Below are 16,155 nucleotides of genomic sequence, written 5' to 3'. Positions count from 1 at the left end.
TTCGATAATCCGCTCGGCCATCGCTAGGACCCTTCCGTGATCAGATTCGAGGGCGCCGCCAAGCGCCACCCCGACGGCACGGTTGCCGTCCGAGGCCTGGACCTCGACGTACCGGCGGGCCGCACCACGGTCCTGGTCGGCCCGTCCGGCTGCGGCAAGACCACCATCCTGCGGATGGTCAACCGGATGGTGGTGCCGACCGGCGGCCGGGTCCTGCTGGACGGCGCCGACGTCGCCACCCTGCCGGCGGCGCAGCTGCGGCGCGGCATCGGATACGTCATCCAGCAGGCCGGGCTGTTCCCGCACCGCCGGGTGATCGACAACGTGGCGACGGTGCCCCGGCTGCTCGGCTGGGACCGCAAGCGGGCCCGGGCCCGGGCCGCCGAACTGCTGGAGCTGGTCGGCCTGCCGCCGGAGACCGCCCGCCGCTACCCGGCGCAGCTCTCCGGCGGCCAGCAGCAACGGGTGGGCGTGGCACGGGCGTTGGCGGCCGACCCGCCGGTGCTGCTGATGGACGAGCCGTTCAGCGCGGTCGATCCGCTGGTGCGCGCCGGGCTGCAGGAGGAACTGTTGCGGCTGCAGGCCGAGTTGGGCAAGACGGTGCTGTTCGTGACGCACGACATCGAGGAGGCGGTCCGGCTCGGCGACCGGGTGGTGGTGCTTCGCGAGCACGGCGAGATCGCCCAACTCGCGGATCCGCACACCCTGTTGACTGCTCCGGCGGACGCCGGGGTGGCCGCTTTCCTGGGCCGCGACCGGGGCTTGCGCGGCCTGGGCCTGCGCCCGGCCGCCGATGTCCCGCTCGCGAAGCTCGAACCTGTCCACGAAGGCTGGCAGTTGACGCTCGATCAGGACGGCCGCCCGGAGCACTGGCTGCACGACGGGCAGCGCCACCCGGTGCCGGTGTTCGCCCCGGCGCGGGACACCCTGCGCTCGGCGCTGGACGCGGCGGTGCTCTCCCCGTCCGGCCACGCCGTGGCGGTGGACGCCGACGGCCGGGCGATCGGCACCGCGAGCCGGGCCGCCGTGGTGGCCGCACTCGCCGCGCCGGGGACGCCGGAGCCCGACGCGCACGACTCGGGACCGCCCGCGTCCGACGCGCACGAATCCGGGGCGCACGGCTCGGGGGCGCACGGCTCGGGGGCGCAGGTGAACCATGCTGGACGGTGAGCCGCTGGTCCGCTGGCACTGGCTCGGCGACCACCTGGGCTACTTGGCCGGCCTGACGGGCGACCACGCGGTGATCGCGCTCGTCCCGGTGCTGATCGGCCTGCTGCTGGCGGTGCCGCTGGGCCTGGCCTGCACCCGCTGGCCGCGGCTGTACCAGCCGCTCGCGGCGGTGTTCAACGTGGTGTACGCGCTGCCCTCGCTGGCGGTGTTCGTGGTGCTGATCCCGTACACCGGGCTGGCCACCCGGGAGACGGTGATGGTGCCGCTGACGTTCTACGCGCTGGCGGTGCTGCTGCCGACCACGGTGGACGGGCTGCGGGCGGTGCCGGAGCCGGTGCGGCAGGCCGCCACGGCGATGGGCTACGGGCCGTGGCACCGGCTGGCCGCCGTCGAACTCCCGGCCGCCGTGCCGTACTTGATAGCGGGTCTGCGGGTCGCGGCGGTCTCCTCGATCTCGCTGGCGGCGGTCGGCGCGCTGATCGGCCGGGGCGGCCTCGGCTACCTGTTCGTGGACGGCTTCCAGCGGACCTTCCCGACCCCGATCCTGGCCGGGATCGTACTGGTGGCGCTGCTGGCGCTGGTCTGCGACCTGCTGCTGGTCGCGGCCCGCCGGCTGCTCGCGCCGTGGGCGACGGGGGTGGCGCGGTGAACTGGTTCGGCTGGCTGCACGACTTCTTCGCCGACCCGGCGCACCGGAGCGGGCCGGACTCGATCCTCGACCGCGTCCTGGAGCACCTGGCGTTCTCCGCCGAGGCGCTCCTCCTGGCTACCCTGCTCGCGGTGCCGCTGGGCCTGCTGATCGGCTACACCGGGCGCGGCCTGTTCCTGGTCACGGCGCTGACCGGCATCGCCCGCGCGCTGCCCACCCTGGGCCTGGTCACGCTGGCGGTGCTGCTCGCGGGCGTCGGCGACACCGCGGTGCTGCTCCCGCTGACGGCGCTGGCCGCGCCGCCGCTGCTGGTGGCCACCGCCGAGGGCATCCGCGGCACCGACCCGGACGTCCGCGACGCGGCCCGCGGCATCGGCCTGACGCACCCGCAGACGCTCTTCCAGGTGTGCCTGCCCGCCGCGCTGCCCACCCTGCTGGCCGGCGCCCGCACCGCGGCCGTCCAGGTGATCGCCACCGCCACCGTCGCGGCCTACGTCGGCCTCGGCGGCCTGGGCCGCTACGTCATCGACGGCCTCGCCACCCGCGACTTCCCCACCACCGTCGGCGGCGCCCTGCTGGTGGTGCTGCTGGCCGTCGCCGTCCAACTGCTGTTCGCCCTGCTCATCCGGTACGCGACGCCACGCGGCGCGCGCACCGCCCATGTTGACGAACCCGCGGGCTCCCCCGCACTTTCGAAGGAATCCATATGACGACCCGTCCGGTCCGAACCGCCGTCGCCGTCGCCGTGCTGATGCTCGGCGCGGCGGCCTGCTCCTCCTCCGGCGGGGGCGACCCACTGGCCGCGAAGTCCCCCGCCGCGCAGGGGGGTTCAGGGAAGACCGTGGTGGTCGGCTCGGCGAACTTCCCGGAGAACGTGCTGCTGGCGTCGATCTACTCGCAGGCGCTGCAGGCCAAGGGCGTGAAGGTCGAGGAGAAGTTCAACATCGGCAGCCGCGAGGTGCTGTACGGGCAGCTGCAGTCCGGCGCGCTGACGGTGCTGCCGGAGTACAACGGGGCCCTGCTGGGCTACCTGGACGCCAAGTCGACGGCGACCGGCAAGGATGCCGTGAACACCGAGCTGACGGCGAAGCTGCCGGCCGGGCTGGGGATCCTGGACTCCGCGGCGGCCGAGGACAAGGACTCGCTGACGGTCACCCAGGAGACCGCCGACCGGCTGGGCGTGAAGTCGATCGCCGACCTCGCGGGCAAGGCGCAGGACCTGGTGATCGGCGGCCCGCCGGAGTTCAAGTCGCGCCGCGAGCAGCAGTTCAAGGACGCGTACGGGCTGACCTTCAAGGAGTGGAAGCCCACCGCCGACACCACCGCCAACGCGCTCAAGGACGGCACCGTCCAGGTCGGCAACGTGTTCACCACCGACCCGAAGATCGTCCAGCTGAAGCTGGTGTCGCTGAACGACCCGAAGAACCTGTTCAGCTCGCAGAACGTCACCCCGCTGGTGAACAAGGCGGGCCTGGACGCCACCGGGACGGCCGCGCTGAACGCGGTCTCGGCGAAGCTCGACACCGCCGGGCTGACGGCGCTGATGAAGCGCGTCGCGGTGGACAAGGAGGACCCGTCGACGGTCGCCAAGGACTGGCTGAAGACCAACGGCCTGAACTGACCCCGCACCGCCCGTCGGCCCCGCACCCCGCTGTCCCGGGTGCGGGGCCGACGGCACGTCAGGACACCTGGTGGGACGGACAGTTAGGAGTCTTGACAGATGAGTGGTCCAGACCAACCATGGGAGCGTTGTTTTTCCCGACCGGAACGCATCGTGGGGGTGTGACCACCGGCCGGGGCTTCGTACGCCCCGCACCACCCCGGCACTCCCTGTACCAGGCCGAACACCCTTGCCCCGTGCCCGAACTGCGGCACGAGGCCATCCTCCCATGCCTGATGGAGCCTCGATGCGCCTTCACCGACCACTCCAAGCGCTGCTCGCGACGGGCGCGATGGCGGCCGCCTCGCTGGGGCTGATCTCCGCCCCCGCGCAGGCCGCCACCCCGCTGCCGCAGCGGGTCTTCGCCCCGTACTTCGAGTCCTGGACGGGCGAGAGCCCGGCCGCGCTGGCCTCCCAGTCCGGTGTCAAGCACCTCACCATGGCCTTCCTGCAGACCGCCGCCAAGGGCAGCTGCACCGCGCTGTGGAACGGCGACACCTCGATGCCGGTGTCCAACTCGACCTTCGGCGCCGACATCGCCACCATCCGCGCGGGCGGCGGCGACGTGATCCCGTCCTTCGGCGGCTACACCGCCGACAACACGGGCACCGAGATCGCCGACTCGTGCACCGACGTCAACCAGATCGCCGCCCAGTTCCAGAACGTCATCACCACCTACGACGTCTCCCGGATCGACCTGGACATCGAGGACAACTCGCTGACCAACACCGCGGGCATCGACCGCCGCAACAAGGCGATCAAGATCGTCGAGGACTGGGCCGCCGCCAACGGCCGCTCCATCCAGTTCAGTTACACCCTGCCGACCACCACCAGCGGCCTGGCCTCCAGCGGCCTCGCGGTGCTGAAGAACGCGGTCACCAACAACGCGCGCATCGACGTCGTCAACATGATGACGTTCGACTACTACGACAACCAGCCGCACGACATGGCCGCGGACACCCAGACCTCCGCGCAGGGCCTGTACAACCAGCTGGCGAAGCTCTACCCGAGCAAGACCTCCGCCCAGATCTGGGGCATGATCGGCATCACCGAGATGCCCGGCATCGACGACTTCGGCGCCGCCGAGACCTTCACCGTCGCCAACGCCACCACGGTCTACAACTGGGCCGTCTCCAAGGGCATCAACACGCTGTCCTTCTGGGCGCTGCAGCGCGACAACGGCGGCTGCGCCGGCACCGGCGGCCGTGACGACTGCTCGGGCATCGCGCAGAACAAGTGGGACTTCAGCCACATCTTCTCGCAGTTCACCAGCTCGACCACCCCGGCGAACGACTTCTCGGTCGCGCTGAGCCCGGCCACCGGCTCGGTCACGGCGGGCGCGTCCACCTCGGCGACCATCAACACGGCCGTCACCTCCGGCTCCGCGCAGGCCGTCAACCTGTCGGTGTCCACCGTCCCGGTGGCCGGCATCAGCGCCTCGCTGAGCGCCTCCACCGTCACCGCCGGCAACTCCGCCACGCTGAACGTCTCCACCACCGCGGCCGTCCCGAACGGCAGCTACCCGCTGACCGTGACCGGCACCGGGGCCGGCGGCACCCACTCGGCGACGTACACCCTGACCGTCACCGGCGGCACCACCGCCTCCGACTTCTCCCTCGCGCTCTCCCCCGCCGCGGGCAGCGTGCAGGCCGGCGCCTCCGCCACCAGCACCGTCAACACGGCCGTCACCGCCGGCACCGCCCAGACCGTGGGCCTGACGGTCTCCGGCGCTCCGGCCGGCGTCACCGCCACCGTCAGCCCGGCGAGCGTCACCGCCGGCGGCTCCGCCACGCTGAACATCGCCACCACCGCCTCCGCCGCCCCGGGCACCTACACCCTGACCGTCACCGGCACCGGCGCGGGCCGGACCCACACCGCGACCTACGCGCTGACCGTCACCGGCGTCACCCCGCCCACCGGCCTGGTCAACGGTGACTTCGAGACCGGCAACCTCGCCCCGTGGACCTGCCAGAGCGGCGCGGCCGTCGTCGGCAGCCCCGTCCACGGCGGTTCCAAGGCGCTCCAGGTCACCCCGACCGCCGGCGCCACCGGCGAGTGCGACCAGACCGTCACCCTCGCCCCGAACCACGCGTACACCCTGACCGCCTGGGTCCAGGGCCCGTACTCCTACGTCGGCGTCAGCGGCGGCGCCACCGCCTCCACCTGGGCCAACGGCACCGGCTGGACCAAGGTGAGCGTCCCGTTCACCACCGGCGCCTCCGGCACCGTCACGGTCTACCTGCACGGCTGGTACGGCCAGGGCGCGGTCTACGGCGACGACTTCTCCATCGCCTGACGCTCCGCCCGGCAGCTCACCTGACGCCTTCCCGGTGAAACGCCGCGCCCGGCCGGTGGCTCCTCCTCGCCACCGGCCGGGCGCGGCCGCGTCCGCGGTCAGCTCCTGGTCCGGTACAGCGGCAGGAAGGACACCAGCGCCAGCACCGAGCAGCCCAGCACGATCACGCCGAGGGCGGTCGCGGACGGGTGGCCGCCGACGCTGCTGAGCGGGGCGACCAGCGAGCCGCACAGGAAGCTGCCGGTGCCGAGCAGCGCGGACGCCGAACCGGCGGCGTGCGGGGCCATGGTGAGGGCCTGTCCGTTGGCGTTCGGCATGATCACGCCCATCGAGCCCATCAGCACCGCGAACGCGGGCCACACCCCGGCCAGGCCGGTGTCCCACACCGTGGTGCACAGCACCACGGCCACCCCGGCCGCCACCGCCACGGAGAGCGCGGAGACCAGCAGCACCGGGCCGGGGAAGCGCTGCACCAGCACCCGGCCGTTCAGCTGGGTGACGGCCAGCAGCGCGATCGAGTTGACGGCGAACACCAGGCTGTAGGTCTGCGGGGAGATCCGGTACACGTCCTGCAGCACCACCGACGAGCCGCCGACGTACGCGAACAGCGCGCCGAACGCGAAGGTGCTGGTGAGCAGGTAGCCGAGGAACGGGCGGTCGCGCAGCAGTCCGCCGATGGCGCGGACGGTGGTGCCGAGGCCGTCGCCGTGGCGGAGCTCGGCCGGCAGGGTCTCGCGGATGCCGAGCGCGGAGCCGACGGTGAGCAGCGCGCCGAGCACGGCCAGGACGAGGAACGTGCCGCGCCAGTCGGTGACGTGGAGCAGCTGGGCGCCGGCGACGGGGGCCAGGATCGGGGCGAGGCCGGATATCAGGCCCATGGTGGCGAGGAATCGTATCATCGGGACGCCTTCGAGCCGGTCGCGGACGATCGCCCGGGCGATCACCAGCCCCGCGGAGCCCGCCACGCCCTGCAGGGCCCGGCCGGCGATCAGCATCGGCATCGAGCCGGCGAGGGCGCACATCAGGCTGGCCGCGGTGTAGACGGCGAGACCCGCCAGCAGCGGGCGGCGCCGGCCGATCCGGTCGCTGAGCGGGCCGAACAGCAGTTGGCCGAGGGCCATGCCGAGCAGCGAGCCGGTCAGGGTCAACTGGGCGGCGGGCGCGGTGGAGTGCAGGTCCGCGGTGAGCTCGGGCAGGGCCGGCAGGTAGAGGTCGGTGGTGAGCGGCCCGAGCGCGGCGAGGCTGCCCAGGACGCCCACGGTGGCCGCCGCGAACGGGGCCTTGCCGTTCGCGGTGTCGGATCGGCCGGGGGCTGCGGGGACGGTCTGGTCGCCGTCGGCGTCGACGGTCGGGCCTGGCATGGTGCTCCTAGGGGTGGCGGGTATGCGCACCGTCCTATCGCATCCGCCCGGCCGCCCGGTAGGGCGGGTCCCGTCGTTCAGCGGACCGGCACGCCGCCGGGCCGGGCGCTGGCCACCACGGCCGCGTCCTGCCAGCCGTACAGCTGGTCCCCGACCAGCGCGACGTCGTACAGGCCGCAGTGCGCAGTGGCGCGCTGCGGGGTGTCGGTGGGAAACCAGTGCGCCCGCAGGTGGACCGCCCCGACCGGCCGGCCCTCCGTGCACCCGGCCGGCAGCGCCCGGTCCGGCAGCGTGGCCCGGATCAGCCGGTCGCCGTCACGGGTGTCCGTCAGGAACGCGATCCGCAGCGCCGTGTCCGGCAGCCAGGTCGGCACCCCGCTGTCCTCCGCCTTGGCCGCGGCGCCCGTCGGGTACCGCAGCGTCTGGTCCATCCGGTCCTGGGCCTGCTGGATCGCGGCCGGCGCGAGCATCACCATCAGCGCCGCAACAGCCGCTCCCCCCACCACCACCGCCGTCGCCTGCCGAGCGCCGCCCATCTCCGCCTGCCCTCCCGCCCGTGTCCCGTCCTTTCCATCCTCTCCGGGCCACTCCCCACCGACCATGCGCACCAGGTACCGAACCTCCTCGTCCCCGAGGCTGACCCCCCACCTCCGGCCCCCGACTTCCGACGGACCCCGCCCCACCCACAAGGGGGACCCCGCTCCCCGTCGCAGCGGCGCCCGCCGGGCGAGGACCACCGGGCCGTGGGCGTTCGGCGCGGCCGGATCCGCCCCGTGCAGAGGGGGCTCAGCGGAACTCGTGGACCACCTGGATCCTGCCCACCAGGTGCTGGTTGAACTCGTCCAACTCCTCGGCGGGAACCCACAGTTCGAGGATGGTCCGGCCGCCGGCCTGCTGGACGGGGTAGCGCTGGAGGAAGGCGGTCTCGACCTCGAAGCGGGTGACGTAGCCGACGCCGGACGCCGGGACGTTCCAGTCCCGGGCGATCCGGATCGCGTAGTCCTCGTTCATGACGGGGTAGAAGATCGGCTGCTCGGGCAGCCGCGGCGGCCAGGCGCGCCAGCCGGACGCGGCGACCAGGGCCAGCTCCTCGGGGCCGGTGGGGCGCCAGAGGGTGGTGGTCGGCTGCTGTTGCGTCGTCATGGCGCCACCGTAGGGGCGGCGCAGCGGCCGTGACCAGCGAATATCAGCGGTAGGCGGACTCGCCGGTGATGGCCTCGCCGAGGACCAGGGTGTGGATCTCGGAGGTGCCCTCGTAGGTGAGGACGGACTCGAGGTTGTTGGCGTGCCGCAGGACGGGGTAGGCGGTGGTGATGCCGTTGGCGCCGAGGATGGTGCGGGCGGTGCGGGCGATCTCCAGCGCGGTGCGGACGTTGTTGAGCTTGCCGAAGGAGATGTGCGCGGGCTGGGCCCGGCCCTCGTCCTTGAGGCGGCCGATCCGGACGGCGACCAGGTAGGCCTTCTCCAGTTCCAGGGCCATGTCGACGAGCTTCTGCTGGGTGAGCTGGAAGCCGCCGAGCGGGCGGCCGAACTGTTCGCGGTCGCGGGCGTAGTCGACGGCGGCCCGGTAGCAGTCGCGGGCGGCGCCGACGGTGCCCCACAGGATGCCGTAGCGGGCCTCGCCGAGCGAGGACAGCGGCGCGCGCAGGCCGCGGGCGTCGGGCAGCATCGCGTCGGCGGGCAGCCGGACGCCGTCGAAGGCGAGTTCGCTGGTGACGGACGCACGCAGGGAGAGCTTGCCGGGGATGTCGCGGGCGGTGAACCCGGGGGCGCCCTGCGGGACGAGGAAGCCGCGCACGCCGTCCTCGGTGGCGGCCCAGACCACGGCGACGTCGGAGACCGAGCCGTTGGTGATCCACATCTTGGCGCCGTCGAGGATCCAGTCGGCGCCGTCGCGCCGGGCCCGGGTGCGCATCGCGGCCGGGTCGGAGCCGACCTCGGGCTCGGTCAGGCCGAAGCAGCCGACGGCCCGTCCGGCGGCCAGCTCGGGCAGCCAGCGCAGCTTCTGCTCCTCGGAGCCGAAGGCGTGGATGGAGCGCATGGCGAGCGAGCCCTGCACCGAGACGAAGCTGCGCAGCCCGGAGTCGGCGGCTTCCAGTTCCATGCAGGCCACGCCGTACTCGGTGGCGGTGGAGCCGGTGCAGCCGTAGCCGTCCAGGTGCATGCCGAGGACGCCGAGCTTGCCGAGTTCGGGGGCGATCTCGCGGACCGGGAAGGTGCCGCGCTCGAACCAGTCGGCGAGGTGCGGCCGGATCTGCCGGTCGGTGAAGGCGCGCACCGTGTCGCGGATCAGCCGCTCGTCGTCGGTGAGCAGCTCGTCGACGCCGAGCAGGTCGAGCGGGTCGGGACGGCGGGAGGCGGATTGGGGCGTGCTGGCCATCGGGCGGGCTCCTCGGAGGGTTGCGGGGAACGGGGCTACCGAGGAGTATGCCGCCCGCCCGGCCCGGAGTCTTGACGCGGACAGAGCGAACTGATTCCCTGTCAGATCAGGAAACTTTCCTAACAGTTGAGCGGCCGGGCGGCCCCTCGCCCGGCCGCGTCCGCGACTCCCGGAACGGTGACCCATGGCCAAGCCCGCCCTCGCCCGCCCGCTCCTCGCCCTCGCCACCACCGCCGCCCTGGCGGCCGGCGCCCTCGCCCTGGCCCCCGCCGGCCAGGCCGCCTCGCCCGACCCGGTCGGCCTGAACGCCCCGTACGAGTACCTGGGTTGGGGCAGCCCGCAGAACCCCGTGCAGGTGATGCAGGCCACCGGCGCCACCCAGTTCACGCTGGCCTTCATGCTCTCCGACGGCGGCTGCAACCCGAAGTGGGACGGCTCCCGCGCGCTCACCGGCGGCAGCGACCAGAGCACCATCGACGCGATCCGCGCCGCCGGCGGCGACGTGCTGGTCTCGTTCGGCGGCTGGAGCGGCAACAAGCTGGGCGAGAAGTGCAGTTCGGCGTCCGCGCTGGCCGGCGCCTACCAGAAGGTGATCGACGCCTACCGGCTGAAGGCGATCGACATCGACATCGAGAACACCGAGGCCTCCGACGCGACGGTCCGCCAGCGGGTGATCAGCGCGCTGAAGACCGTCAAGGCCAACAATCCGGGCCTGAAGGTGTATGTCACCTTCGGCACCACGCCCACCGGCCCGGACTCCACCGGCACCGACCTGATCAAGAAGGGCGCGGCGGCCGGCCTCGCGGTGGACGGCTGGACGATCATGCCGTTCGACTTCGGCGGCCACAGCGGCACCATGGGCAGCGTCTCCACCAAGGCCGCCGACGGCCTGAAGAACGCGGTGGCGAGCGCCTACGGCTACGACTCGGCGACGGCGTACCGGCACATCGGGATCTCCTCGATGAACGGGAGGACCGACGAGTCCGACGAGACGGTCTCCACCGCCGACTTCACCACCGTCCTGAACTACGCCAAGAGCCACCACCTGGCCCGCTTCACCTTCTGGGCGGTCAACCGCGACCGCCCGTGCCCGTCCGGCACCTCCGCGGGCGACACCTGCAGCGGCATCAGCCAGTCCGCGTACGCCTTCACCAAGGTCGTCGCCTCGTACCACGGCTGAGCCCGTGTCGGCCGGTGCCGCCGTGGGGGGTGGCGCCGGCCGACACGCTGGTGCGGCGCGGCGGGAATGCCCGGCGGCCGTGGAAGGCTGACGGGACCAGGAGGTGTCCCACCATGGACAGCAGCAACGAGCAGGGCTGGCGGATCGAGCACGACTCGATGGGCGAGGTACGGGTGCCGGCGGCCGCCAAGTGGCAGGCGCAGACGCAGCGCGCCGTCGAGAACTTCCCGGTGTCCGGGCAGCGCCTGGAGCGCGCCCACATCGCGGCGCTGGCCCGGATCAAGGCAGCGGCCGCCGTCGTGAACGCGCGCCTCGGAGTGCTGGACGAGCCGGTCGCGGAGGCGATCCGGTCCGCGGCCGAGGAGGTCGCGGAGGGCGGCTGGGACGCCGAGTTCCCGGTGGACGTGTTCCAGACCGGCTCCGGCACCTCGTCGAACATGAACGCCAACGAGGTGATCGCCACCCTGGCGGGCGAGCGCCTGGGCCGCCCCGTGCACCCGAACGACCAGGTCAACGCCTCGCAGTCGTCGAACGACGTGTTCCCGTCCTCGATCCACATCGCGGCCACCGGCGCCGTGGTGCACGAGCTGATCCCGGCGCTGGAGCACCTGGCGGGGGCGCTGGAGGCGAAGGCCGGGGAGTTCGCCGAGGTGGTGAAGTCCGGCCGCACCCACCTGATGGACGCCACGCCCGTCACGCTCGGCCAGGAGTTCGGCGGCTACGCGGCGCAGGTCCGCTACGGCGTGGAGCGGCTGACGGCCGCGCTGCCCCGGGTCGCCGAACTGCCGCTCGGCGGAACGGCGGTGGGCACCGGCATCAACACCCCGGCCGGGTTCTCCGCCGCGGTGATCGCCGAGGTCGCCCGGGCCACCGGGCTGCCGCTGACCGAGGCCCGCAACCACTTCGAGGCGCAGGGCGCGCGCGACGGCCTGGTAGAACTGAGCGGCCAGCTGCGGACGATCGCCACCGGCTTCACCAAGATCGCCAACGATCTGCGCTGGATGGGCTCCGGCCCGCGCACCGGCCTGGCCGAGATCAACCTGCCGGACCTGCAGCCGGGTTCCTCGATCATGCCGGGCAAGGTCAACCCGGTGCTGCCCGAGGTGGTCCTGATGGTCGCCGCGCAGGTGATCGGCAACGACACCACCGTCACGGTGGCCGGCGCGAGCGGCAACTTCGAGCTGAACGTGATGCTCCCGGTGATCGCCCGCAACGTGCTGGAGTCGGTCCGCCTGCTGGCCAACGCGGCCCGCCTGCTGGCCGACCGCACCGTCACCGGCATCACCGCGAACGCCGAGCGCACCCGCGAGTACGCCGAGTCCTCGCCGTCCGTGGTGACTCCGCTCAACCGGTACATCGGCTACGAGGAGGCCGCGAAGGTCGCCAAGCAGTCCCTGGCCGAGCGCAAGACCATCCGTCAGGTCGTCGTCGAACGCGGCTACCTGGACCGCGGACTGCTCACCGAGGCCCAGCTCGACGAGGCCCTCGACGTCCTGCGGATGACCCGCCCGGCCGGGCGGGGCTGACCTCAGCGCCGCAGCCCCGCCTCCGCGGCGGCCGCGATGTCCGCCGTCGCCGGGTCGCCGTGGCGGCGCAGGTACCAGGCCAACCAGTGCAGGGAGTCGGCGAGTTGGGCGCGCTGGTGGCCGCGGGGCAGGTGGATCAGCTTGACCGCTTCGCGGACCAGCGCCGGTACGGGCTCGGTGTTGCGCAGCCGGGCCTCGCGGAGGGCGAGGTTGGTGAGCGCGTGCACCAGGCCGGTCAGGTGCGCGGGGCCGGCGAAGGGCAGCGACCGGTAGCGGGCGACGGAGCGGCGGGAGGCGTCCCGGGCCGCGCGGCGCCGCCTGCGGTCCGCGTACCGGATGCTCAAGTTGTTGAGCATCCGGGCGAGTTCGCGGTTCTCGCGCTCCCCGCCGGTCCGGTCCGCGACCGGTTCCTGGAGCTGCACCGCCTCCCGGGTGGCGGCCAGCGCCGCCCGGTGGCGGCCGAGCGCGGCGAGCCTGCTCCCGAGGGTGTCGAGGCTCTCGGCGAGCAGCGGCGCCACCGGCGCGCCGCGCTCGGCGAGTTCGGCCCGGTGCAGCCGGACGGACTCCTCCAGGACCCCGATCGCTTCCGCCGGGCGGCCGTCCCAGCCGAGCGCCAGGCCGAGGTCGTGCAGGACGGCGGCCAGCGTCGGCCGCGTCCGGACGTCGGCGGCCGGCAGCTGCCGGGCGAGCGCCAACGCCTGCCGGAACGCCGTCACCGCGCCCGCCGGGTCGCCGTGCTCCGCCCGGGCGTGCCCGTGCCGGGTCAACTCGGCGATTCTCAGCGGCTTTTCGCGTGCGGCGTCGGGCGCTGCCCGGTGCTGCCCCTGGGCTGCTCCGGGTTGCGGCGCGTCCGACCCGCCGTGCGCTGCTCCGGGTCGCGGCCGGTCCGACCCGCCGCGCGCCTCCCGTCGCGGTCGGCCGTCGGGGCCGACGCGGTAGCCCCGGGCGCGCAGCGCGGCGTCCAGGTGGGCGACCAGTTCGGGGTTCTGCCGGGCGGCCTGGCGGCGGGTGTCGGCGAGTTCCGCCAGGATCCGGTCCTGTTCGTGGTGGCGGCCGGTGTGCTCCAGTTGCTCGACCAGGCTGAGCAGCGCCGCCCAGTACGCGACCCGGTCCGGGCCGCGTCCGCCGCCCGCTGCCCGGTATCCCGCGACGGCCTCGTGGGCGACGTCCACGGCTTCCCGGTGGCGGCCGGCCTCGCCGAGGGCGATGCCCAGGTCGGCGAGGGCGGAGGCGAGTTCGAGGTCCCGCTCCGGGCCGGGGTGGCGGGCGGCGAGCCGGCGGCGCAGCGCGACGGCCTCGCGGGCGACCTCGACGGCCTCGGGGCGGGCGCCCGTCCCGGCCAGCTGGTTGGCCAGGTTCTCCAGTGCGGCGGCCGCCGGCGGCCCGAACGTCCGGAGGTCGTCGTCGGCCAACTCGCGGTAGTGGGCGAGTGCTTCGCGGGCGGGCGGCAGGGCGCGGGCGCGTTCGCCGCGGTGGCCGAGGGTCAGTGACTGCCGGTACAGCGCGGCGGCCAGCGCGGGCAGGTACTCCGGGCGGTCGCGCACCAACTGCCGTGCGGCGGACACGCATTCGGCCAGTGCGGCGTCCAGTTCGGCGGCCCGCGCCGGGTCGCCGAGCAGCGGGGCGCACCACCGGTGCAGCGCCTCCACCAGGGCGGGCAGCGCCGCGTCCCCGTCCCGCCGGACCTGGTGCCGGGCCGTCTCCACGGCCGCCCGCAGCTGCCGTTCCCGTTCGGTCATCCGGTCCTCCCCCGTGGCTCCACAGCGTGGCTGCCCGCCGGGCGCCCGCGCCATGCCGCCCCGCCCCGGGCTGTGACCGTTCCCCTACTCGCCGTTCACTTTCCGTCCACTGCGCCGGACACGGGTCCGCCCCGGCGGTCGGGCCGGGGCGGACGGGGAGGTCGCGCGACGATCAGTGGCGTCGTCGCGCCGCGCCGGAGGCTCCGGCGAACACCATGCCGACCGCGGCCAGCGCCAGCAGCGTCATGACGCCGCCGGTGATCGTGTTGGTCAGGATGGTCCGACGGATGTGCGCTCCGCCGTTGACGGCCCAGGGCGCGATGATCGTCCACACACCGATGACCGCGCAGGCCCAGGCGCGTGCGTGCGTGCGGCCCCATGCCGGGCCGTAGCCCGCCATCAGGACGGTGTAGGCGATACCGAGCACCAGGTTGCTGATGGCCAGGCCGGTGAAGCCGCTGAAGCCGACCACCCACGGCGAGATGGCGAGGAACAGACCGGCGCAGATCGCCAGCGCTTCCGTCCCCTGCCCTGCGGTCGTGGATGTCGCCCGTTCGGCGTGATCACGCATCTCCAGGATGTCCGGGTGATGCTCCATGCCCGACGGCAGCTGGGTAGACACCTGGATCACCTCCTCGTTGTCAGACCAATGCGAAACCACTTGGTCGCTACCCGGTCTGCGCGGAAACTAACGCTATCCGCCGGTTAATCCTTATTTTTTACTTATCACCCGATTTGAGGTACTTCTGCCCGCCTCTCCACCGCCTCCGGGCGCGCGTACGGTGGAGAACGGAGAGGTTCCCCATGTACTTCACCGACCGGACCGAAGCGGGCCGCGCACTCGCCGCCGCGCTGACCGACAGCCCCGCGCTGGGCGCCGACCCGCAGGGCCCCGTCGTGGTGGCGCTGCCGCGGGGCGGCGTGCCGGTGGCGGTGGAGGTGGCGGCGGCCCTGGGGGCGCCGCTGGACGTGTGCGTGATCCGCAAGGTCGGCACCCCGGGGCAGTCCGAGCTGGCGATGGGCGCGGTCGGCGAGGACGGCGCCCGGGTGGTGAACCAGACGGTGGTGGACGCGGTGGGCGTCACGCCCGAGGAGTTCGCGGCGGTGGAGGCCCGGGAGCGGGCCGAGCTGGCCCGCCGGGCGGCCGCGTACCGGGAGGGCCGGCCGCCGGTGCCGCTCACCGGGCGCACCGTGCTGGTGGTGGACGACGGGGTGGCGACGGGTTCGACGGCGCTGGCGGCCTGCCGGCTGGTGCGGGCCCGCGGCGCGTCCCGGGTGGTGCTGGCGGTGCCGGTCGCCCCGCACGACTGGACATCCCGGCTGTCCGGCGCGGCGGACGCGTTCGTCGCGGTGCACACCCCGTCCCGGTTCATGGCCGTCGGCGAGTTCTACCGGGACTTCCGGCAGGTCGAGGACGGCGAGGTGCTGGCCGCGCTGGCGCGGGCGGGCCGGCCGCGACGCCCGGAGGTGGACACCCACGAGCTGGCCTTCCCGACCGGCCCGGCCGCCATCGCGGTGCCCGAACACGCCGTCGGCGTCGTTCTGTTCGCGCACGGCAGCGGCTCCGGCCGGGGCAGCCCGCGCAACCGGCGGGTCGCCGAGCGGCTGCACCGGGAGGGCCTGGCCACCGTGCTGTTCGACCTGCTGACGCCGCACGAGGCGGAGGACCGCTGGAAGGTGTTCGACCCGGGCCTGCTGGGCGGCCGGCTCGCCGAGGCGACCCGCACCGTGCGCCACCACCCGCCGCTGACGGGCCTGCCGTTCGGCTACTTCGGGGCCAGCACCGGTGCGGCCGCAGCGCTGTGGGCGGCCGCCGAACCGGACACCGCGCCGGGCGCGATCGTCTCCCGGGGCGGCCGCCCGGACCTGGCGCAGGCCCGGCTGCCGCTGGTGACCTCCCCGACGCTGCTGATCGTGGGCGGCGCGGACGGCGAGGTGGTGGAGTTGAACCGGCAGGCCCGCTCCGAGCTGCGCTGCGAGAGCGCCCTGCAGATCGTCCCCGGTGCGAGCCACCTGTTCGAGGAGCCGGGGGCGCTGGAGACGGTCGCCGACCTGGCCGCGCAGTGGTTCGCCGGGCACCTCGCGGTGCGTCGACCGGGCGACGATCGGGCGGGTCGTTGAGCAATCCGCCCAGTCGGACCCGCCCCGAGCTGCTCACCTTGTACACATTGAGCAGCCGGAATCGGACCTGTTG

At 73.7% G+C, this 16,155-nt stretch carries 14 protein-coding genes; 8 read left to right on the top strand and 6 right to left on the bottom strand.

The annotated features are described in order from the left end of the window. Window positions 1-36 precede the first annotated feature (36 nt). From CG736_RS21345 to CG736_RS21325, 5 genes are all read left to right on the top strand, one after another. The gene (locus CG736_RS21345) at window positions 37-1,170 is read left to right on the top strand and encodes an ABC transporter ATP-binding protein (protein WP_100587792.1); all 1,134 of its coding nucleotides are present in this window, start codon (window positions 37-39) and stop codon (window positions 1,168-1,170) included. Next, window positions 1,157-1,819 (top strand): ABC transporter permease, encoded by a 663-nt coding sequence (locus CG736_RS21340; protein ID WP_100587791.1) that lies wholly within the window; start codon window positions 1,157-1,159, stop codon window positions 1,817-1,819. Before CG736_RS21345 ends, CG736_RS21340 begins: the two co-directional genes overlap by 14 nt. After that, window positions 1,795-2,529, top strand: a complete 735-nt coding sequence (locus tag CG736_RS21335) for an ABC transporter permease (RefSeq protein ID WP_232734101.1) — start codon at window positions 1,795-1,797, stop codon at window positions 2,527-2,529. The genes CG736_RS21340 and CG736_RS21335 overlap by 25 nt, the downstream gene beginning before the upstream one ends. Then, window positions 2,526-3,440 (top strand): ABC transporter substrate-binding protein, encoded by a 915-nt coding sequence (locus CG736_RS21330; RefSeq protein WP_100587790.1) that lies wholly within the window; start codon window positions 2,526-2,528, stop codon window positions 3,438-3,440. Before CG736_RS21335 ends, CG736_RS21330 begins: the two co-directional genes overlap by 4 nt. A gap of 286 nt (window positions 3,441-3,726) precedes the next feature. Continuing rightward, window positions 3,727-5,775: a carbohydrate binding domain-containing protein gene (locus CG736_RS21325; protein WP_100587789.1), complete on the top strand. Its 2,049-nt coding sequence runs from the start codon at window positions 3,727-3,729 to the stop codon at window positions 5,773-5,775. A gap of 98 nt (window positions 5,776-5,873) precedes the next feature. On the opposite strand, the gene CG736_RS21320 is transcribed toward CG736_RS21325, so the two are convergent. The 4 genes from CG736_RS21320 to CG736_RS21305 form a co-directional block, all read right to left on the bottom strand. After that, a complete protein-coding gene (locus CG736_RS21320; RefSeq protein WP_100587788.1) occupies window positions 5,874-7,136 on the bottom strand; it encodes a multidrug effflux MFS transporter in 1,263 nt (420 codons plus the stop codon). Window positions 7,137-7,213: 77 nt separating this feature from the next. Continuing rightward, window positions 7,214-7,672: a hypothetical protein gene (locus CG736_RS21315; protein WP_157815685.1), complete on the bottom strand. Its 459-nt coding sequence runs from the start codon at window positions 7,670-7,672 to the stop codon at window positions 7,214-7,216. Between the two features lie 250 nt (window positions 7,673-7,922). Then, window positions 7,923-8,279, bottom strand: coding sequence for a hypothetical protein (locus CG736_RS21310; RefSeq protein WP_100587786.1), 357 nt, complete (start codon window positions 8,277-8,279; stop codon window positions 7,923-7,925). Window positions 8,280-8,322: 43 nt separating this feature from the next. Beyond that, window positions 8,323-9,516: an acyl-CoA dehydrogenase family protein gene (locus tag CG736_RS21305; RefSeq protein WP_100587785.1), complete on the bottom strand. Its 1,194-nt coding sequence runs from the start codon at window positions 9,514-9,516 to the stop codon at window positions 8,323-8,325. 184 nt (window positions 9,517-9,700) lie between these two features. Here CG736_RS21305 and CG736_RS21300 point away from each other — a divergent pair, with 184 nt between their 5' ends. Beyond that, a complete protein-coding gene (locus tag CG736_RS21300) occupies window positions 9,701-10,696 on the top strand; it encodes a chitinase (protein WP_100587784.1) in 996 nt (331 codons plus the stop codon). 113 nt (window positions 10,697-10,809) lie between these two features. After that, on the top strand, window positions 10,810-12,222 hold the full coding sequence (locus CG736_RS21295; protein WP_100587783.1) for an aspartate ammonia-lyase: 1,413 nt from the start codon (window positions 10,810-10,812) through the stop codon (window positions 12,220-12,222). A gap of 2 nt (window positions 12,223-12,224) precedes the next feature. Here CG736_RS21295 and CG736_RS21290 read toward each other — a convergent pair whose 3' ends face one another. Together CG736_RS21290 and CG736_RS21285 are read right to left on the bottom strand one after the other, a co-directional pair. Next, window positions 12,225-13,961, bottom strand: a complete 1,737-nt coding sequence (locus CG736_RS21290) for a tetratricopeptide repeat protein (protein WP_157815684.1) — start codon at window positions 13,959-13,961, stop codon at window positions 12,225-12,227. A gap of 172 nt (window positions 13,962-14,133) precedes the next feature. Then, window positions 14,134-14,583, bottom strand: coding sequence for an SPW repeat protein (locus CG736_RS21285; protein ID WP_100587903.1), 450 nt, complete (start codon window positions 14,581-14,583; stop codon window positions 14,134-14,136). A 182-nt stretch (window positions 14,584-14,765) separates the two neighbouring features. Here CG736_RS21285 and CG736_RS21280 point away from each other — a divergent pair, with 182 nt between their 5' ends. After that, window positions 14,766-16,082, top strand: a complete 1,317-nt coding sequence (locus tag CG736_RS21280) for a phosphoribosyltransferase family protein (RefSeq protein WP_100587781.1) — start codon at window positions 14,766-14,768, stop codon at window positions 16,080-16,082. Window positions 16,083-16,155: the final 73 nt, after the last annotated feature.

Origin of the sequence: Kitasatospora sp. CB02891 (assembly GCF_002803145.1) — a bacterium.
GTDB classification, from domain to species: domain Bacteria; phylum Actinomycetota; class Actinomycetes; order Streptomycetales; family Streptomycetaceae; genus Kitasatospora; species Kitasatospora griseola.
This window is presented reverse-complemented; position numbering and strand designations above follow the sequence as displayed.